Genomic DNA, 18,507 nt, shown 5'->3' with positions numbered 1-18,507 from the left:
TCATCCACAGGGCGGGCCGCAGCGAAGTGCCCGACGCGCTGGGCGGCGATAATCTGCCGCCGTGGACCCGATCCCCGGTGAGCGCAGTGACGCCGACCTGCTGGCCGCCCATGCGGCCGGTGACCGGGATGCGTTCGCGCAGCTGTACTTCCGGCACCACCGGCGGCTGCGCCGGTTGGCGGTGAACCTGGTGCGCGACCCGGAGGACGCCGCGGATGCGCTGCAGGAGGCCATGCTGTCGGCGCACCGGGGTGCGGCCACCTTCCGGCAGCAGGCCGCCGTGGGCAGCTGGCTCCATCGCATCGTGCTCAATGCGTGTCTGGACCGGCTGCGGCACAACAGGACCCACAGCACCGAGGTGCTCGACGAGCGGATGTGCGCGGTCCCGGACCGCACCGGCCGCTCGGACACCCGGATCTCGGTGCACAGTGCGTTGATGACGCTGCCCGCCGAGCAGCGCAGCGCGGTGGAGGCCGTCGACATCCAGGGCCTGTCGGTGGCCGGCGCCGCCCGGCTGCTCGGCATCGCCGAGGGCACCGTAAAGAGCCGGCGGGCCCGGGGACGACGGCGGCTGGCCGACGTGCTGCGCGATGCCGCACCGCACCCCCGCTGAACGCCGATCCCGGCCATGGCCGAGACTGCCAGCGTGGCCGAATCCTCCGGCGATACCCCATCCGACGGCGCCACCGCCGCGCACGCCGGGCCGACGCACGCCGCCCGCGGCACCAACGCACCCCGGCGCCGGGCGACCGCCTGGGTGGGGTCGGCCGCCGTCGTCGCAGCGGCGGCCGTTGGGATTCCGATGGCGCTGCGCACGACCGGCGCGTCGATGCACGGCGCCCCCGCCTCCCTGCAACACATCACCGTCGACCCGACCCGGGTACCGCTGCCGATACCGGAGCTGCAGGATCTGCTGGATCAGCCGGCGGATCTGGGCCCGTTGAGTGACGGCCGGCGGCGCGCGGCCTGCCTGACCGGACTGGGCTATCCGAGCGGCACCCCGGTCCTCGGCGGAAGCCAGATCCGGGTCGCCGGGCGTAACGCGATCCTGCTGGTGCTGGCCGGCGACCAGCCGGACAGCTACGACGCCGTCGCGGTCGCGCCGACCTGCAGTGCGGCCGACACCGGCCGGCTCGCGGCCACCGCATTCACCCAACGGCCATAGCCGCAGGCGGCTGCACCGCCCGGCGAACCGGGAACATCACGCCCTACCCTGGTGTTTGACATCATGACCACAGCGATATAGACCGTGCCGACGTGGCTCACGCTAGAGATGTGGCTCCCGCTAGAAAGGTCCCCATGAGCTCCCCCGCCCAGGATCAGATTCACAACGTCATCATCATCGGTTCCGGCCCAGCCGGCTACACCGCCGCCGTGTACACCGCCCGCGCCCAGCTGGCACCCCTGGTGTTCGAGGGCACCTCGTTTGGCGGGGCCTTGATGACCACCACCGAGGTGGAGAACTACCCGGGCTTCAAGGACGGCATCATGGGCCCCGAACTGATGGACCAGATGCGCGAACAGGCCCTGCGCTTCGGCGCCGACCTGCAGATGGAGGACGTCGAGGCCGTCGACCTGACCGGTCCGGTCAAGACCGTCACCACCGGTGCCGGCGACACGTTCCGGGCGCGGTCGGTGATCCTGGCGATGGGTGCCGCCGCACGCTACCTCGGTGTCCCCGGCGAGCAGGAGCTCCTCGGCCGCGGCGTCAGCGCCTGCGCCACTTGCGACGGCTTCTTCTTCAAGGATCAGGACATCGCCGTGATCGGCGGCGGCGATTCCGCCATGGAGGAGGCCACGTTCCTGACCCGGTTCGCCCGCAGCGTCACCCTGGTACACCGCCGCGAGGAGTTCCGTGCGTCCCGCATCATGCTCGAACGTGCCCAGGCCAACGAGAAGATCCGGTTCCTCACCAACACCACCGTGCTGGGCGTCGAGGGCACCGAAACGGTCACCGGGCTGCGCGTGCACAACACCGTCACCGGCGAGGACTCCACCCTCGACGTCACCGGCGTGTTCGTCGCCATCGGGCACGACCCCCGCTCCGAACTCGTCGCCGACGTGGTCGACCACGACCCCGACGGCTACGTGCTGACCCGCCCGGGCAGCACCGAGACGTCCGTCGAGGGCGTCTTCGCGGCGGGCGACCTGGTGGACCGCACCTATCGCCAGGCCATCACCGCCGCCGGCAGCGGCTGTGCCGCCGCGATCGACGCCGAGCGCTGGCTGGCCGAACACGCCGAACATGCCGAACCCGCCGGGACCGATACCGATCTGATTGGAGCCGAGAAATGACCGTGACCGTAACCGACAGCACCTTCCGCACCGAGGTTCTGGAGAGCAGCACCCCGGTACTTGTCGACTTTTGGGCCACCTGGTGCGGCCCGTGCAAGATGGTCGCCCCGGTGCTCGAGGAGATCGCCGCCGACAAGGCCGGGGAGCTGACCGTCGCGAAGCTCGACGTGGATGCCAACCCGGACAGCGCCCAGGCGTTCCAGGTCGTCTCGATCCCGACGATGATCCTGTTCCGCGACGGCAAGCCGGTGAAGCGGATCGTCGGCGCGAAGGGCAAGGCCGCCCTGCTGCGGGAGTTGGCCGACGCCCTCTGACGTCGCCGCGCCGTCGCCCGACGGAGCGCTATTCGATGCGATGTCGTCACCGGTAGTTTCGGAATTTCGCTGCCCGTCTGCGACAATTGCGACTGACCGGCTTGCGCCAACGACAGGCCAACCGGCCGTCCAGCACCCGTGACCGAAGGGCGTGAAATGCCGAGTCCCTCTCGCGGAGACTCCGAGGATCAGTTGCGCCTCGGTGACCGCGGTGCGGCCGTCATCGGCATCCGCGAGGCTCTACTGTCCCTGGGCCTGCTGGACAATCCGGACGCCGAGATGGTCACCGGCCGGCACGTCGCGCTGGACGTGTTCGACACCGAGCTCGACCATGCCGTCCGGGCCTTCCAGCAGCGCCGCGGCCTGCTGGTCGACGGCATCGTGGGCAGCGCGACCTTTCGGGCGCTCAAGGAGGCCTCGTACCGCCTGGGGGCTCGGGTGCTGGCGCACCAGTTCGGCGCCCCGATGTACGGCGACGATGTCGCCACGCTGCAGCACCGGTTGCAGGATCTCGGCTTCTACACCGCGCTCGTCGACGGCTACTTCGGGCTGCAGAGCCACAACGCGCTGATGTCGTACCAGCGGGAGTACGGCCTGGCCGCCGACGGCATCTGCGGGCCGGAAACCCTGCGCTCGCTTTACTTCCTGTCCTCCCGAGTGTCCGGCGGCTCGCTGCACGCGATCAACTCCGAGGAGATGGTGCGCCAGTCCGGCCCGAAGCTGTCCGGCAAGCGGATCATCATCGACCCGGGCCGTGGCGGCAGCGATCACGGCCTGATCATGCAGGGACCCGGCGGACCGATCAGCGAGGCCGACATCCTATGGGATCTGGCCAGTCGGCTCGAGGGCCGGATGACCGCCATCGGCATGGAGATCTTCGTGTCCCGCCCGGCCAACCACAGCCCGTCCAATGCCGAGCGCGCCGCCGTCGCCAACGACGTCGGAGCCGACCTGATGATCGCCCTGCGCTGCGCCACCCACCCGACGCCGACCGCCAACGGGGTCGCCTCATTCTACTTCGGGACCGCCCAGGGATCGGTGTCCACGCTGGGCCGCAATCTGGCCGATTTCATCCAGCGGGAGGTCGCGGCCCGCACCGGGCTGCGGGACTGCCGGACGCACGGGCGTACCTGGGATCTGTTGCGGCGCACCAGGATGCCCAGCGTCCAGGTCGACGTCGGCTATCTCACCAACCCCCGGGACCGGGCCCTGCTGGTCACCCCGCAGACGCGGGACGCCATCGCCGAGGGCATCCTGGCGGCGGTCAAACGGCTCTACCTGCTGGGCAAGAACGACCGGCCCACCGGGACGTTCACCTTCGCCGAGCTACTCGCCCACGAGATGTCGGTCGAGCAGGCCGGGCGCGCCAGCGGCAGCTGACGCCGCCCCCACCGGCTGCTCCAGCCGGGTGCTGTCCAGCAGGCGTTCCAGCGCCGCCTCCACCTCGGCCTTCCAGCCCAGGCCCTTGTCGAGTTCCAGGCGCAGCCGCGGGAAAAACCGGTGCGGAGCCACCACGGTAAAACCCATGCCCCGCAGGAAATCTGCGTCGATCATGCACCGCTCGAAAGAGCAATCACCCAGGGCCGCAACGGCATCCGCCGGCAGGATCCCGGCCCCCGGGCCCTGGTCCCCCGCCGAGACCGCATCGGCCGTGCGCCCGAACGCTTCCAGCGCGCGGACACCGCGACGCATCAGCTCGGAAACCACCGCCGCGATGAGGTCCTGCTGCATGCCGATGTCATCGGGCCCGGCCTCGACGCCCATCGACGTCAGGAGCACCGCGTCGGCGCTGACCGGGCCGGTCGGAAATCGTTGCGCCCGCGGCACCGCGTGCGGCGGTGCGTAGAAGACGTATCCTAGGCACGGCTCCGTTGCGTCGGTGTCGACGGTCAGATCCTGCGACGCACGCCCTCGAACGGCGACCTGGCCACAGGATCCCCACTCCAGCATGACCATCGACAGCCATGCCTCCTTCTCGAACTCCGGATCGGCGAGCTGCTCGTCTTTTCCGACGATGTCTGGATCGACCTCCCAGAACACGCAACGTCGGGCATGCTTCGGCAATTGCTCGAAGGCCTCGAGACGCAGGGGCAGGATACGGGCCGACACCAGAGGTCATACCTTTCTGCGGCACGCGGTGCGGCGCGCCCCGATCGACAGCGGCTCTTCCAGGATAGGAGAGCTGCCCGGACTACGGCCACCGGAACCCCGATCCGGTCCCGAGTTTGGTCACGGGCGATCCCGGCTTCACTCCGGCTTCGCCGGCTTGCCGACCGTCACAGTGACGCAACGCGCCGGTATGCCCGGATGTGCTTCCGCAGGCCACTTTTCGGCCGTCTTCGGTGCATCCGCTTGGCCGGCCGAAGGTTGTCACGCTCACTCCGCCCTCGCCAAACTACGGCTCGGGTCGTCGTTCGCGGTGTTGTCACGCTCACTCCGCCCTCGCCAAACTACGGCTCGGGTCGTCGTTCGCGGTGTTGTCACGCTCACTCCGCCCTCGCCAAACTACGGCTCGGGTCGTCGTTCGCGGCCGGCTAGCGGCCCGCGGCGTCCATCATTTCAACGATGCGCTGGAGGTCGTCCACCGAGCCGAACTCAACGACGATCTTGCCCTTGCGCTTGCCGAGGCTCACCGTGACCCGGGTGTCGAAGGTGCCCGAGAGCCGCTCGGCGATATCCTGCAGGCCGGGCATCTGGATCGGGTTGCGCCGCTTGGGCGGCGTCACCGGACCGGCGCGGTTGGCCAGCGTGACGGCCTCCTCCGTTGCGCGCACCGACAGTCCCTCCGCGACGATGCGGGCCGCGAGTTCCTCCTGCGCCTCCGGGCCGGCTTCCAGCGCCAGCAGCGCCCGCGCGTGCCCGGCCGACAGCACGCCCGCCGCGACCCGGCGCTGCACCGGGATCGGCAGCTTCAGCAGCCGGATCATGTTGGTGATCAACGGCCGGGACCGGCCGATCCGGGTGGCCAGTTCCTCGTGGGTGACCCCGAACTCATCCAGCAGTTGCTGATACGCCGCCGCCTCTTCCAGCGGGTTGAGCTGGACCCGGTGGATATTCTCCAGCAGCGCGTCGCGAAGCATGTTGTCGTCGGCGGTCTCGCGGACGATCGCGGGGATAGTCTCCAGGCCGGCCGCTTGGGACGCCCGCCAGCGCCGCTCCCCCATGACGAGCTCGTACCGGACGTCGCCGGTGACCTCGGCCACGGGCAGTTCCCGGACCACGATCGGCTGCATGAGCCCGAACTCGCGGATCGAATGCACGAGTTCGGCGAGCGCCTCGTCGTCGAACACCTGGCGGGGCTGTCGGGGATTCGGCCGGATTGTCAGCGGCGGCAACTCGCGGTAGACCGCGACCAGTTCCGCGTCGGCGTCCGCGGCTGCGGCATCGGCCGCGGCAGCGTCGGCCCGGCGGGCGGCCTCCGCGACCGGGCCGCCGATGACGACGTCGGCAGCCGCAGCGCCCAACTTTGGTCCGTTGGTCGCGGCACCGCCGTCGGCCGGACCGGTGGGGATCAGCGACGCCAGACCGCGGCCCAGCCCTCCCTTACGGCGTGATGGGGTGCTCATGCCCGTCCCTTCTCTGTCGCGCCGCGTTCGGCGAGTTCGCGCCCGGCGTCCAGATAACTCATCGCACCCCGGGAACCCGGATCGTAATCGATGATCGTCATGCTGTAGCCCGGGGCCTCGGACACTTTGACGCTGCGCGGGATGACGGTCCGTAGCACCTTGTCGCCGAAGTACCGGCGGACCTCGTCGGCCACCTGGTCGGCGAGCTTGGTCCGCCCGTCGTACATGGTGAGTACGACGGTGGTGACGTCAAGGTTCGGGTTGAGGTGCGCCTTGACCAGGTTGATGTTGTTCATCAGCTGGGAGACGCCCTCCAGCGCGTAGTACTCGCACTGGATGGGGATCAGGACTTCACGCGCGGCGACGAGGGCGTTGATGGTGAGCAGGCCCAGCGACGGCGGGCAGTCGATGAACACGTAGTCGAAGTCGGTGCCGGCCAGCTCCGCCAGCGCGTTGCGCAACCGGTTCTCCCGGGCGACCATGCTGACGAGTTCAATCTCCGCGCCGGCCAGGTCGATGGTGGCGGGAATGCAGAACAGCCGCGGGTTGTGCGGGCTCTGCTGGATCGCCTCGTGCAGCCGCACCTCCCCGATCAACACCTCGTACGACGACGGAGTGCCTGACTGGCGTCGCTCGATGCCCAGCGCGGTGCTGGCGTTGCCCTGCGGGTCGAGGTCGATCACCAATGTCTTGAGCCCGTGCAGGGCCAGCGCCGCAGCCAGGTTGACCGCCGTCGTGGTCTTGCCGACGCCGCCCTTCTGATTCGCGACCGTGAACACCCGCAGATGTGGCGGCCTCGGCAGCCGGCGGTTCTTGTGCAGCACCTGCGTGGCCCGGGCGGCCGCGGCAGCGATCGGGGTGTCGAACTCGGATTCCGGCGTCCATGTTTCACGTGAAACAGGGCGCCCTTCCGCGTCGGCTCGCTGGTCGTCGGGGCCGCTCATCGTTCTCTCCTCGCTGTGCGGGTGGGTCTGGGTTTGTCGGCCTGGGCCCGGCGGTGCCGTTCAGCTCGCTCCGCCCTCGCCAAACTACGGTTCGGGTCGTCGCTCGCGCGCCGTTCAGCTCGCTCCGCCCTCGCCAAACTACGGTTCGGGTCGTCGCTCGCGCGCCGTTCAGCTCGCTTGCCAGCCGCGGAGCCGCGGGTGCGGCTGTCGTCGGCGCGGGCGACCACAACGGTCACCGGTGGATCCAGGTAGTCCGCGCCGCAATGCTCTACGACTGCGTCGAGGGCGCCCGCCTTCTGCAGTGCTTTGCGATGTTCCTCAAGTTCGAGTGCAGCCCGCTCGCCCTTGATCGCGAGCATCCGCCCGCCGGGCCGCACCAGTGGCATACACCAGGCCGTCAGCTTATCCAGTGCGGCGACGGCGCGCGAAGTCACCGCATCGAACGGCTCGACCGTCGCCGCCACCTCCTGCGCCCGGCCCCGCAGCACCTGGACATCGAGCCCGAGCTCCTCGACGACCTCCTCCAGGAAGGTCGTCCGTCGCGCCAGGGGTTCGATCAGGGCCACCGAGAGGTCGGGCCGGGCGATGGCCAACGGAATCCCGGGCAGTCCCGCGCCGCTCCCGACGTCCGCAACCCGGCAGTCGGCGTCGATCAGCTCGGCGACCGCAGCGCTATTCAGGACGTGGCGGTCCCACAACCGGTCGGATTCCCGGGGGCCGATCAATCCCCGCTCCACACCCGCCGTGGCGAGCAGCTCGACGTAGCGCTCCGCCAACGCAAGCCGCGGGCCGAACACCGTCGCCGCCGCTTCGGCTGCGTCATGTTTCACGTGAAACATCCTTCCGGTGTTCGGACCCGCGGTCTACGAACTACAGCTATGTAATTTTGAATCAGTCGGCGAGGATGACGACGCGGCGAGCCGGCTCGGCTCCCTCGCTCTCGCTGTGCACGCCGTCGATCCCGGCGACCGCGTCGTGCACGATCTTCCGCTCGAACGGAGTCATCGGCGCCAGGCGCTCGCGCTCCCCCGACTCCAGCACCCGCTGGGCGAGCTTCTCCCCCAGCGCAGCCAGCTCCTCGCGCCGGCGCCGGCGCCAGCCGGCGATATCCAGCATCAGCCTGCTGCGTTCACCGGTCTTCTGGTGCACGGCCAACCGGGTGAGTTCCTGCAGAGCGTCGAGCACCTCACCCTTGCGGCCCACCAACTTGCCCAGGTCTTCACCGCCGTCGATGCTGACGACCGCGCGGCTGCCCTCGACGTCGAGATCGATGTCACCGTCGAAGTCCAGCAGATCGAGCAGCTCCTCCAGATAGTCGCCGGCGATCTCACCCTCGGCGACCAAGCGATCCTCGGTGTCCTCGGATCCCGTCGGCTCGGCCGCCGCGTTGTCCTCTTCCGTGGCGTCCTCCGGCTCGGCCACGCCCTCCGGCGCCTGCACCTCGTCGGCGATTTCGGCTTCAGTCATATTCATCCCATCCTTAATCACGTACTCGCGGCCTGGCCGGCGTCATCTCCACACCGGCCCCGCCGCATCGCTACCCGGTTCGGGTCAACGTTTCTTTTTGCGCTGCGGCCGCGCACCCGGTCGTGGGCTGGCACCCGGACGCGGCTTGCCGCCGCCGGTACTCCCCCCGCTCGAGACATCGTCCGCAGATCCGCCATCGGCCTCCGAAACCTCCGTCGCGGATTCCTCGCTGCCCGCCGACTCGGTGATCTCCCCGGCCACCTCGGTGGCCGCAGCCGCAGCCGCACCGCCCTTTCGCGGCTTCGTGGGCTTGGCGCCCGGAGCCGGGGCGTTAGCCGCCCGTCGCGCGAGTTGCTCTTCCTTCTTCTCCTCGTCCTCCTTGGCGATCTTGCCGAAGACGTAGTGCTGCTGGCCGAAGGTCCAGATGTTGTTGGAGAACCAGTAGATGATGATGGCCAGGGGCAGGAAGGGGCCGCCGACGACGACGCCGAGCGGGAAGACGTACAGCGCCAGCTTGTTCATCAGCGCGGTCTGCGGGTTCGCCGCGGCCTCGGGGCTCTGCCGGCTGATCGACGCCCGGCTGTTGAAGTAGGTGGCGATACCCGCGGCGATCATCAACGGAACGCCGACGGCGATCACCGCGGGCCGGCTGAAGTTGACGAACGCCTCCAGACCCTGGTGCTGGATCATCGTGGCGCCCAGCGGTGCACCGTGGAGATTCGCCGCGAGGAAGTTCTGGACGTCGAGCGCGCTGAAGAAGTAGTTCGGCAGCTCCTTGTTCACTTCGACGTCCAGGCCGAGCTGACCGACGCCGTGCTGCGTCCGGTTGAAGGACCGCAGCACGTGGAACAGGCCGATGAACACCGGCACCTGCGCCAGCATCGGTAGACACCCGAGCACCGGGTTGAAGTTGTGTTCGCGCTGAAGCTTCTGCATCTCCAGAGCCATCCGCTGCCGGTCCTTGGAGTACTTCTTCTGCAGCGCCTTGATCTGCGGCTGCAGCTCCTGCATGGTGCGGGTGGTACGGATCTGCTTGACGAACGGCTTGTACAGAATCGCGCGCAGCGTGAAGACCAGGAACATCACCGACAGTCCCCAGGTGAAGAAGCTGGTCGGGCCCAACCCCGGAATCTCGGAGAAGAGCTTGTACCAGAGCCACATGATCCCGGAGACCGGGTAGTACACGTAGTCCAGGCTGAACCAGTTGAAATTAGACATGGGACTCGTTCCCGTCATCGCAACAGCGATGACCATCGCCGGACGGCACCGAGCGCTCGGGAACCGGATCCCAACCGCCACGGTGCCATGGACCGCACTTGAGCAAGCGAACCGTCGTCAACCAGGTGCCGCGGAACAAACCGTGCGTGGTCAACGCCTCCACCCCGTACTGACTACAGGTGGGAATGAACCGACAAGTCGGTGGCCGCAGCGGCGACACCATGTGCCGGTAAAGCTGAATCAAATAGACCACCGCGCCGACGATCCGGCCGACCGGCCGGGCGGACTCAGCAGTCGGTAGGGGAGACGTCGAGCCGGGAGAAGAACTCACGCCGGATTCCTCCGAGCGGACAGTCGACGCAGTCCGGACCGCAGTTCCTCGCTCAGTCGCGCGGACGCGGCGTCACTGCTGCCGGGCAGCGCGCGGATCACCAGGCGGTCATCGGGGTGAAGTTCGGTGAGCAGTCCGGCGACACAATGCCGCAACCGCCGGGACACCCGATGCCGCTGCACGGCGTTTCCGACGGATTTGCTCACAATCAAACCCACCCGCGGGCCCGGTTCTTCACCGGCCGTCGGGTGGGCGCGATTGATGTGGAGCACCAGATCCGGTTGGCCCACTCGGGTACCCCGTTTGACGGTGTGCCCGAATTCTGCCGACCTGGTCATCCGGTACTGAGCTGGGAGCACGGTCCCCGCCTGCCCGGTAGTGATCAGGCGGTCAGGGAGCGGCGGCCTTTGCTCCGCCGGCCGGACACGATGGCGCGTCCCGCACGAGTACGCATCCGAAGCCGAAAGCCGTGCACACGGGCACGACGACGGTTGTTCGGCTGAAAGGTCCGCTTGCCCTTGGCCACGGCTGTATCTCCTCGTTACCTCTGGCAGCCAACCACCTACGCCGGAGACGACCGCTCAGACCCAGGTGACGCGGCTGCCGTTTCCAAGCTGTGCGCTTCTGCATCACTAACCGGCGCAGTCCCCGGGAAATCCCCGGGTCGCAGCCGTATCACCCATGTGTGGGCGACTGCTCGAGGGTACTGACCGGCGTTGCCCGGGTCAAACTCGATACCCGGGACCTCACGAGTCCCGTCTACCCTCGGAAAACCGGCGCAGCGACCGGGTAGAGCGCGTATCTTCCGATCCGGCGTCACCGCAGAAGTTACCCGATGGTTGGCACCTTGAGATAAACCTGTTAGCTTCTGCCAGAGCGCTTAACGCGAACCCGTCCGAGACAACCTGAAAACCTTGCCAGAATCCTCTTCGATATCACCGGAACCGCAGGTCACACGGCATGTCGCGGAGGTTTATCGGCATCCGCCCCGGGTGATCGACAACCGGCCGGGTATCCACATATCGGACACCCCTCTCTCCACAGCTGTGGATAACGTTGTGGACGAACGTGCCGGTACGGCTACTGTTGAGCACGCAAAACGACCTGGGACTAGGGGGATCTCTCGTGACCAATGATCCCAACCTCAACTTCGCGGCCCTGTGGACCGACGTCGTTGCGGAGCTCAACGGCGACACCGAACCCCACGGTTCGGTCAACGGTGACTCGCCCACCAAACCCCTCACCCCCCAGCAGCGCGCCTGGCTCAAACTCGTCCGGCCGCTGAACTTCGTCGAGGGATTCGCGCTGTTGTCGGTCCCCAGCAGCTTCGTGCAGAACGAGATCGAACGGCATCTGCGTACCCAAATCGTCGAGGCCCTGAGCCGTCGCCTCGGGGAACCCGTCGAACTCGGTGTCCGCATCGCCCCGCCGGATGAGTCCGAGACCGACCGCCCGGATGCGTCGGTCCCGCTCGAGGACGCCGACGACGACGAGGACGGTGACGACACCCTGCTCGACGGCGCCGAGGAAGACTGGCCGAATCATTTCGCGGCCGATCACCGAGCCAACTCCGCCGAGCCCGACATCAACAACCTCAACCGCCGGTACACCTTCGAGACGTTCGTCATCGGGGCCTCCAACCGGTTCGCCCATGCCGCCACCCTGGCCATCGCGGAGAACCCGGCGCGCGCGTACAACCCGCTGTTCATCTGGGGCGAGTCCGGCCTGGGCAAGACCCACCTGCTGCACGCGGCCGGCAACTACGCCCAGCGGCTGTTTCCCGGTATGCGGGTCAAGTACGTCAGCACCGAAGAGTTCACCAACGACTTCATCAACTCCCTGCGCGACGACCGGAAGGTCGCGTTCAAACGCAGCTACCGCGATATCGACATCCTGCTGGTCGACGACATCCAGTTCATCGAGGGCAAAGAAGGTATCCAGGAAGAGTTCTTCCACACCTTCAACACCCTGCACAATGCGAACAAGCAGATCGTCATCTCCAGCGATCGCCCGCCGAAACAGCTGGCCACCCTGGAAGACCGGCTGCGGACCCGCTTCGAGTGGGGTCTGATCACCGACGTTCAACCGCCCGACATCGAGACCCGGATCGCCATCCTGCGCAAGAAAGCCCAGATGGAGCGGCTCGACGTCCCCGATGACGTGCTCGAACTCATCGCCAGCAGCATCGAGCGCAACATCCGCGAGCTCGAGGGCGCTCTCATCCGGGTCACCGCGTTCGCGTCACTGAACAAGGCCCCGATCGACACCGCCCTGGCCGAGATCGTGCTGCGTGATCTGCTCGCCGACGCGGGCACCATCCAGATCAGCGTCGCCACCATCATGGCGGCCACCGCCGAGTACTTCGACACCACCGTCGAGGAGCTGCGCGGACCCGGAAAAACCCGATCTCTGGCGCAGTCCCGGCAGATCGCGATGTATCTGTGCCGTGAGCTGACCGATCTGTCGTTGCCCCGCATCGGTCAGGCCTTCGGCCGCGACCACACCACGGTGATGTACGCCCAGCGCAAGATCCTCAAGGAAATCGCCGACCGCCGTGAGGTCTTCGATCACGTGAAGGAACTCACCACCCGGATCCGGCAGCGTTCCAAGCGCTGACAAATCCGGTCACCGATCACGTTGCCGCGGACGACACGCGACACGACACGCCCAACTTCGGGGTTCCTGCACGCCTCGACGCACAAAAACTTTCGTCACACGGCCAACACCCGTCACGTCCATTGATGTGTACGCGAATGTGGATAACCCTCGAAGCAACCGCCGGATGAACTGTGAACAAACTGCACAACTGCTACCTGTACACAGCCGGCCTCCCTCCCAGGTCTCCTCATCCCCCGCCGATCCACATCCCGAAATCTCCTTCCACCTGGCTAAATGACCGGTTATCCACAGACTCCACAACCTCTAATACTGTTACCGAAATATCTCTCTAAGTTCTTCTCAGAAGTAGGGCCTTGGGGAGAACCATCACGTTGCCGATCCGGGTCTGCTCGCCGGCCCGCCCATCGATTGACCGGAGCCGCTTTCAACTTGCCCGGGAAAGCCTTAGGTTGTTCTTCGATGACCGACAGCCCCGAGCTCGTCGGTGCGGTCTCGCCATGGGGGAATCCCAGCAAGGCGTGCGTTTCGAGGAAAGGGTTCGACCTGACATGCTGGCTGCGTACCTGGTGATTGCGTCGTGACGTCGAGTGTTGGTCTGACCGATCTTCGGTTTCGTCTGGTCCGGGAAGATTTCGCCGACGCGGTCGCCTGGGTTGCCCGTAGCCTCCCGTCCCGACCGACCGCTCCGGTCCTGGCCGGCGTGCTGCTGACCGGGACCGACAATGGCCTGACGATCTCCGGGTTCGATTACGAGGTCTCCGCCGAGGTGCAGATCGCCGCCGAAATCGCCTCTCCGGGAAGTGTTTTGGTATCCGGTCGATTGCTGTCGGATATCACCCGGGCACTCCCGGCCAAGCCGATCGACGTCCACGTCGAGGGAACCCGGGTTCACTTGAACTGCGGTAGCGCCAAGTTCTCCCTGCCGACCATGGCGGTCGAGGACTACCCGGCGCTGCCCAGCCTGCCGGAGGAAACCGGCGTGCTGTCGGCCGAGGTCTTCTCCGAGGCGATCGGCCAGGTCGCCGTGGCCGCCGGCAAGGACGACACCCTGCCGATGCTCACCGGAATCCGGGTGGAGATCGACGGGGACAAGGTCGTCCTGGCCGCCACCGACCGTTTCCGGCTCGCCGTGCGCGAACTCACCTGGTCCACCACCAGCGCCGGCCTCCAGGCCGCGGTGCTGGTTCCGGCCAAGACCCTGGCCGAGGCCGCGAAGGCGGGGGCCGCGGGCACCGAGGTGCACCTGGCGCTCGGAGCCGGTCCCAGCGTCGGCAAGGAAGGACTGCTGGGTATCCGCAGCGACGGCAAGCGCAGCACCACCCGGCTGCTCGACGCCGAGTTCCCGAAGTTCCGTCAGTTGCTGCCGGCCGAGCACACCGCGATCGCCACGGTGGCCGTCGCGGAACTCTCCGAAGCCATCAAACGTGTCGCGCTCGTCGCCGACCGCGGTGCCCAGATCCGGATGGAATTCGGCGACGGCGCCCTGGTGCTCTCGGCGGGGACCGAAGACACCGGCCGGGCCGAGGAAGAGCTTGCCGTCGAATTCGCCGGTGAACCGTTGACCATCGCGTTCAACCCGACCTACCTCACCGATGGTCTCGGTGCGCTGCATTCTGACCGAGTCTCCTTCGGATTCACCACCGCCAACAAGCCGGCGGTGCTGCGCCCGGTGGGCGATGACACCGTGGTGTCGGGCAGCGGCCCGTTCCCCGCCCAGGATTCGGAGTACGTCTATCTGCTGATGCCGGTCCGGTTGCCCGGATAGCCGACGGGTACAGATTTTGTATCTGCGGCACCTGGCGTTGCGGGACTTCCGCTCCTGGCCCACCGCCGAGCTCGAACTCGGCCCCGGGCGTACGGTTCTGATCGGACCCAACGGCTACGGCAAGACGAATATCGTTGAGGCCCTGTGGTATTGCGCGACATTGAATTCCCACCGGGTGGCTGGTGACGCTCCGCTGATCAGGACCGGTGCGGACCGCGCGGTGGTGTCGATGATCGTCGTCAACGACGGCCGGGAACTCGCGCTCGATCTGGAGATCGCGGCCGGCCGCGCCAACAAGGCCCGGCTCAACCGCTCACCGGTGCGACGGACCCGCGACGTCATCGGAGCGCTGCGGGCGGTGTTGTTCGCCCCGGAGGATCTCGCGCTGGTGCGCGGTGAACCCAGCGAACGCCGTCGCTATCTCGACGATCTGGCTACTCAGCTGCGCCCGCGGATCGCGGCGGTGCGTGCGGACTATGACAAGATCCTCAAACAGCGGTCTGCGCTGCTGAAATCTGCCACCGGCGGCCGATGGCACCGGGACCCGTCGGTCATCTCGACGCTCGATGTATGGGACGGACAACTCGCGACGCACGGGGCGGAACTGCTGGCCGCGCGATTGGCGCTGGTCACTGAACTTGGCCCCCAGCTGGAAACCGCCTATCACGGACTGGCACCGTCGTCACGGCCGGCGGCGGTTGGTTACCGATCATCGGTGCCGTCGGTCACCGCGGAGATGACGGTCTCGGACCTGCAGGCCGCGCTGTTGGAAGAGTTGGAGCGCAGGCGCTCGGCCGAGCTGGAACGGGGGCTGTGTCTGGTGGGCCCGCACCGCGACGATCTGGAGCTGCATCTCGGCGACCAACCGGCCAAGGGATTCGCCAGCCATGGTGAATCCTGGTCCATGGCACTGTCGTTGCGGTTGTCGTCGTATCAACTGCTACGCGCGGACGGGGTCGAACCTGTGCTTCTTCTCGACGACGTCTTCGCCGAACTCGACAATTCCCGGCGCCGGGCGCTGGCGGCGGTCGCCGAAGAGGCAGAGCAGGTCGTGGTAACGGCCGCGGTGCCCGACGACATCCCGGACAACTGGGATGCGCGGCGCATCGGAGTGCAGATGCGCGACAATGACGGGGAGAGGATTTCGGTGATGACCGATGACTGATCCGCAGGAACCCGACGCCGGTCCGCCCGCGCATCTTGCCGGGCTGTCCGGAATGGATCTGGTCCGGCGCACTCTCGAGGAAGCCCGAGGTGCGGCCCGTTCGCAGGGCAAGGACGTCGGCCGCGGCCGTACCGGGGCGGTGCCATCCCGTCGTACCCGGGGTAACAACCTGCGGAGGCGCTGGTCCGGGCCGGGACCCGATGCCCGTGACCCCCAGACCTTTGCTGCCGCCACCCGGGACCTGTCGGCCACCCGGGGTTGGGATTCGCGGGTCGCGCAGGGTTCGGTGATCGGCCAGTGGTCCACCGTGGTCGGCGAACAGATCGCCGAACACGCCAACCCGGTTGGACTGCGCGACGGGGTGCTGACCATCGCGGCGGAATCCACCGCGTGGGCGACGCAGTTAAGGATGATGCAGGCGCAGCTGCTCGCCAAGATCGCGGCGGCCGTCGGCGACGGAGTGGTCAAAACGCTGAAGATCAGCGGCCCGGCCGCCCCGTCGTGGCGCAAGGGGAATCGGTCGATGCCCGGCGGCCGTGGCCCGCGCGACACCTACGGCTGACGGGCCCACCAAGGTGGCGACGGGTCGCTTCAAGCGGCAGGACGCACCCGATGTCGAGATATTCGGCTCACGGCGCAATTAGCACGGTGGAAACGCGCCCTGAGAAACGGTGCTGCCGGTGCCTCGCTGTAGACTATCGACAACATTTGGCCCGCACCGGCGACCCGCCCGTGGGCGTTGCGTACCCCTAAGGAGAGCATTCTCATCGTGGCTGCCCAGAAAAAGAATGCCCCGCAGGCATACGGCGCAGAGTCGATCAAAGTTCTCGAAGGCCTCGAAGCCGTCCGCAAACGCCCGGGCATGTACATCGGGTCCACCGGAGAGCGCGGTCTGCACCACCTGATCTGGGAAGTCGTCGACAACGCGGTGGACGAGGCGATGGCCGGCTTCGCCGACAAGGTCATCGTCCGGATTCTGGAAGACGGTGGTGTTGAGGTCACCGACAACGGCCGCGGCATCCCGGTCGGGATGCATGCCACCGGCATCCCCACCGTCGACGTCGTGATGACCGTGCTGCACGCCGGCGGAAAGTTCGAGGAGGGCGCCTACAGCGTCTCCGGCGGTCTGCACGGCGTCGGCGTCTCGGTAGTCAACGCGCTGTCCACCCGGCTGGAAGCCGATATCCGGACCGACGGCTTCGAGTGGTTCCAGACCTACGACAACTCCGTCCCCGGAACCCTGCGTCAGGGCGACAAGACCAAGGCGACCGGCACCACCATCCGGTTCTGGGCCGATCCCGACGTCTTCGAGACCACCACCTATGACTTCGAGACCGTCGCCCGCCGGCTGCAGGAGATGGCGTTCCTCAACAAGGGACTGACCATCGAGCTGACCGACGAGCGGGTCACCCGCAATGAGGTCACCGACGAGGTGGTCAGCGACACCGCCGAGGCGCCAAAGACCGCCGAGGAGCAGGAGGCGGAGAAGGCGGTGCACAAGGTCAAGCACCGGGTGTTCCACTACCCCGGCGGCCTGGTCGACTACGTCAAGCACATCAACCGTACGAAAAGCCCCATCCAGCAGAGCATCATCGACTTCGACGGGAAGGGCCCCGGCCACGAAGTCGAGATCGCCATGCAGTGGAACTCCGGCTACTCCGAATCCGTGCACACCTTCGCCAACACCATCAACACCCACGAGGGCGGCACCCACGAGGAAGGCTTCCGCGCGGCGTTGACCTCGGTGGTCAACAAGTACGCCAAGGACAAGAAGCTGCTCAAGGAGAAGGATCCCAATCTTTCCGGTGACGACATCCGCGAGGGACTGGCCGCCGTCATCTCGGTGAAGGTCAGCGACCCGCAGTTCGAGGGCCAGACCAAGACGAAGCTGGGCAACACCGAGGTCAAGTCCTTCGTTCAGAAGACCTGCAACGAGCAGCTCACCCACTGGTTCGAGGCGAACCCCGCCGAGGCGAAAACTGTTGTCAACAAAGCAGTTTCGTCCGCGCAGGCCCGTCTCGCCGCGCGCAAGGCCCGGGAGTTGGTGCGCCGCAAGAGTGCCACCGACCTCGGTGGCCTGCCGGGCAAGCTGGCCGACTGCCGCTCCAGCGACCCGAGCAAATCCGAGCTGTACGTGGTGGAGGGCGACTCCGCCGGCGGCTCGGCCAAGAGCGGCCGCGATTCGATGTTCCAGGCGATCCTGCCGCTGCGCGGAAAGATCATCAACGTCGAAAAGGCCCGTATCGACCGGGTTTTGAAGAACACCGAAGTCCAGGCCATCATCACCGCGCTGGGCACCGGCATCCACGACGAGTTCGACATCTCCAAGCTGCGCTACTACAAGATCGTCCTGATGGCCGACGCCGACGTCGACGGCCAGCACATCTCCACGCTGCTGCTGACCCTGCTGTTCCGGTTCATGCGGCCGCTGATCGAGAATGGGCACGTATTCCTGGCGCAGCCGCCGCTGTACAAGCTGAAATGGCAACGCAGCGAACCAGAATTCGCCTATTCCGACCGGGAGCGCGACGCCCTGCTAAAGGCGGGTGCGGAAGCCGGCAAGAAGATCAACAAGGACGACGGCATCCAGCGCTACAAGGGCCTCGGCGAGATGGACGCCAAGGAACTGTGGGAGACCACCATGGACCCTTCGGTCCGGGTGCTGCGCCAGATCACCCTCGACGACGCGGCGTCCGCCGACGAACTCTTCTCGATCCTGATGGGAGAAGACGTGGAGGCCCGCCGCAGCTTCATCACCCGCAACGCCAAAGACGTGAGATTCCTGGACGTTTAACCGGGTAACCGCCGAATCCGACCATCGTC

At 67.1% G+C, this 18,507-nt stretch carries 18 protein-coding genes and 1 pseudogene; 10 read left to right on the top strand and 9 right to left on the bottom strand.

Annotated features, from left to right (window positions below; all coding sequences use genetic code 11):
* Positions 1 to 61: 61 nt before the first annotated feature.
* From sigM to G6N16_RS02700, 5 genes are all read left to right on the top strand, one after another.
* Positions 62 to 613 (top strand): RNA polymerase sigma factor SigM, encoded by a 552-nt coding sequence (sigM, locus tag G6N16_RS02720; protein ID WP_083030172.1) that lies wholly within the window; start codon positions 62 to 64, stop codon positions 611 to 613.
* A 33-nt stretch (positions 614 to 646) separates the two neighbouring features.
* Positions 647 to 1,165 (top strand): RsmA family anti-sigma factor, encoded by a 519-nt coding sequence (locus tag G6N16_RS02715; protein WP_133052909.1) that lies wholly within the window; start codon positions 647 to 649, stop codon positions 1,163 to 1,165.
* 134 nt (positions 1,166 to 1,299) lie between these two features.
* Positions 1,300 to 2,295 (top strand): thioredoxin-disulfide reductase, encoded by a 996-nt coding sequence (gene trxB, locus G6N16_RS02710; RefSeq protein WP_083030174.1) that lies wholly within the window; start codon positions 1,300 to 1,302, stop codon positions 2,293 to 2,295.
* Complete coding sequence (trxA, locus tag G6N16_RS02705) at positions 2,292 to 2,609, top strand: thioredoxin (RefSeq protein WP_083030175.1); 318 nt, start codon at positions 2,292 to 2,294, stop codon at positions 2,607 to 2,609. Before trxB ends, trxA begins: the two co-directional genes overlap by 4 nt.
* Before the next feature lie 156 nt (positions 2,610 to 2,765).
* On the top strand, positions 2,766 to 3,989 hold the full coding sequence (locus G6N16_RS02700) for an N-acetylmuramoyl-L-alanine amidase (protein WP_083030176.1): 1,224 nt from the start codon (positions 2,766 to 2,768) through the stop codon (positions 3,987 to 3,989).
* On the opposite strand, the gene G6N16_RS02695 is transcribed toward G6N16_RS02700, so the two are convergent.
* The 9 genes and pseudogenes from G6N16_RS02695 to rpmH all read right to left on the bottom strand — a co-directional run bounded on the left by G6N16_RS02695 (position 3,936) and on the right by rpmH (position 10,661).
* A complete protein-coding gene (locus G6N16_RS02695; protein ID WP_083030177.1) occupies positions 3,936 to 4,718 on the bottom strand; it encodes an acetyltransferase in 783 nt (260 codons plus the stop codon). The two genes, G6N16_RS02700 and G6N16_RS02695, sit on opposite strands and share 54 nt — an antisense overlap.
* A gap of 425 nt (positions 4,719 to 5,143) precedes the next feature.
* The gene (locus tag G6N16_RS02690) at positions 5,144 to 6,175 is read right to left on the bottom strand and encodes a ParB/RepB/Spo0J family partition protein (RefSeq protein ID WP_083030178.1); all 1,032 of its coding nucleotides are present in this window, start codon (positions 6,173 to 6,175) and stop codon (positions 5,144 to 5,146) included.
* Complete coding sequence (locus G6N16_RS02685) at positions 6,172 to 7,119, bottom strand: ParA family protein (protein ID WP_083030179.1); 948 nt, start codon at positions 7,117 to 7,119, stop codon at positions 6,172 to 6,174. Before G6N16_RS02685 ends, G6N16_RS02690 begins: the two co-directional genes overlap by 4 nt.
* 161 nt (positions 7,120 to 7,280) lie before the next feature.
* Positions 7,281 to 7,958 (bottom strand): annotated as a pseudogene (rsmG, locus tag G6N16_RS02680) (16S rRNA (guanine(527)-N(7))-methyltransferase RsmG); the annotation flags it as partial.
* A 52-nt stretch (positions 7,959 to 8,010) separates the two neighbouring features.
* Positions 8,011 to 8,586, bottom strand: a complete 576-nt coding sequence (locus G6N16_RS02675; RefSeq protein ID WP_083030205.1) for a Jag family protein — start codon at positions 8,584 to 8,586, stop codon at positions 8,011 to 8,013.
* Between the two features lie 84 nt (positions 8,587 to 8,670).
* On the bottom strand, positions 8,671 to 9,804 hold the full coding sequence (yidC, locus tag G6N16_RS02670) for a membrane protein insertase YidC (RefSeq protein WP_083030181.1): 1,134 nt from the start codon (positions 9,802 to 9,804) through the stop codon (positions 8,671 to 8,673).
* On the bottom strand, positions 9,797 to 10,135 hold the full coding sequence (gene yidD / locus G6N16_RS02665; protein WP_407663614.1) for a membrane protein insertion efficiency factor YidD: 339 nt from the start codon (positions 10,133 to 10,135) through the stop codon (positions 9,797 to 9,799). The genes yidC and yidD overlap by 8 nt, the downstream gene beginning before the upstream one ends.
* A complete protein-coding gene (gene rnpA, locus G6N16_RS02660; protein ID WP_083030182.1) occupies positions 10,132 to 10,494 on the bottom strand; it encodes a ribonuclease P protein component in 363 nt (120 codons plus the stop codon). The genes yidD and rnpA overlap by 4 nt, the downstream gene beginning before the upstream one ends.
* 23 nt (positions 10,495 to 10,517) lie before the next feature.
* The gene (rpmH, locus tag G6N16_RS02655) at positions 10,518 to 10,661 is read right to left on the bottom strand and encodes a 50S ribosomal protein L34 (protein WP_068001749.1); all 144 of its coding nucleotides are present in this window, start codon (positions 10,659 to 10,661) and stop codon (positions 10,518 to 10,520) included.
* Between the two features lie 599 nt (positions 10,662 to 11,260).
* Here rpmH and dnaA point away from each other — a divergent pair.
* From dnaA to gyrB, 5 genes are all read left to right on the top strand, one after another.
* Positions 11,261 to 12,751 (top strand): chromosomal replication initiator protein DnaA, encoded by a 1,491-nt coding sequence (gene dnaA, locus G6N16_RS02650; protein ID WP_083030183.1) that lies wholly within the window; start codon positions 11,261 to 11,263, stop codon positions 12,749 to 12,751.
* A gap of 580 nt (positions 12,752 to 13,331) precedes the next feature.
* The gene (dnaN, locus tag G6N16_RS02645) at positions 13,332 to 14,519 is read left to right on the top strand and encodes a DNA polymerase III subunit beta (protein WP_083030184.1); all 1,188 of its coding nucleotides are present in this window, start codon (positions 13,332 to 13,334) and stop codon (positions 14,517 to 14,519) included.
* Between the two features lie 16 nt (positions 14,520 to 14,535).
* Complete coding sequence (recF, locus tag G6N16_RS02640; protein WP_083030185.1) at positions 14,536 to 15,684, top strand: DNA replication/repair protein RecF; 1,149 nt, start codon at positions 14,536 to 14,538, stop codon at positions 15,682 to 15,684.
* Positions 15,677 to 16,246 (top strand): DUF721 family protein, encoded by a 570-nt coding sequence (locus G6N16_RS02635; protein ID WP_083030186.1) that lies wholly within the window; start codon positions 15,677 to 15,679, stop codon positions 16,244 to 16,246. The genes recF and G6N16_RS02635 overlap by 8 nt, the downstream gene beginning before the upstream one ends.
* 207 nt (positions 16,247 to 16,453) lie before the next feature.
* Complete coding sequence (gene gyrB, locus G6N16_RS02630; protein ID WP_083030187.1) at positions 16,454 to 18,478, top strand: DNA topoisomerase (ATP-hydrolyzing) subunit B; 2,025 nt, start codon at positions 16,454 to 16,456, stop codon at positions 18,476 to 18,478.
* Positions 18,479 to 18,507 lie beyond the last annotated feature (29 nt).

This window comes from Mycolicibacterium insubricum (assembly GCF_010731615.1).
In the GTDB taxonomy this organism is placed as follows: Bacteria; Actinomycetota; Actinomycetes; order Mycobacteriales; family Mycobacteriaceae; genus Mycobacterium; species Mycobacterium insubricum.
The sequence above is the reverse complement of the archived record's forward strand: the minus strand, read 5'-3'. Positions and strand labels throughout refer to the sequence as shown.

Bases quoted from the DNA above. Each gene is read 5' to 3' on its own strand.
- G6N16_RS02690 (WP_083030178.1), bottom strand. From the start codon at position 6,175: ATGAGCACCCCATCACGCCGTAAGGGAGGGCTGGGCCGCGGTCTGGCG.
- trxB (WP_083030174.1), top strand. From the start codon at position 1,300: ATGAGCTCCCCCGCCCAGGATCAGATTCACAACGTCATCATCATCGGT.
- trxA (WP_083030175.1), top strand. From the start codon at position 2,292: ATGACCGTGACCGTAACCGACAGCACCTTCCGCACCGAGGTTCTGGAG.
- yidC (WP_083030181.1), bottom strand. From the start codon at position 9,804: ATGTCTAATTTCAACTGGTTCAGCCTGGACTACGTGTACTACCCGGTC.
- G6N16_RS02700 (WP_083030176.1), top strand. From the start codon at position 2,766: ATGCCGAGTCCCTCTCGCGGAGACTCCGAGGATCAGTTGCGCCTCGGT.
- G6N16_RS02635 (WP_083030186.1), top strand. From the start codon at position 15,677: ATGACTGATCCGCAGGAACCCGACGCCGGTCCGCCCGCGCATCTTGCC.
- G6N16_RS02685 (WP_083030179.1), bottom strand. From the start codon at position 7,119: ATGAGCGGCCCCGACGACCAGCGAGCCGACGCGGAAGGGCGCCCTGTT.
- G6N16_RS02675 (WP_083030205.1), bottom strand. From the start codon at position 8,586: ATGACTGAAGCCGAAATCGCCGACGAGGTGCAGGCGCCGGAGGGCGTG.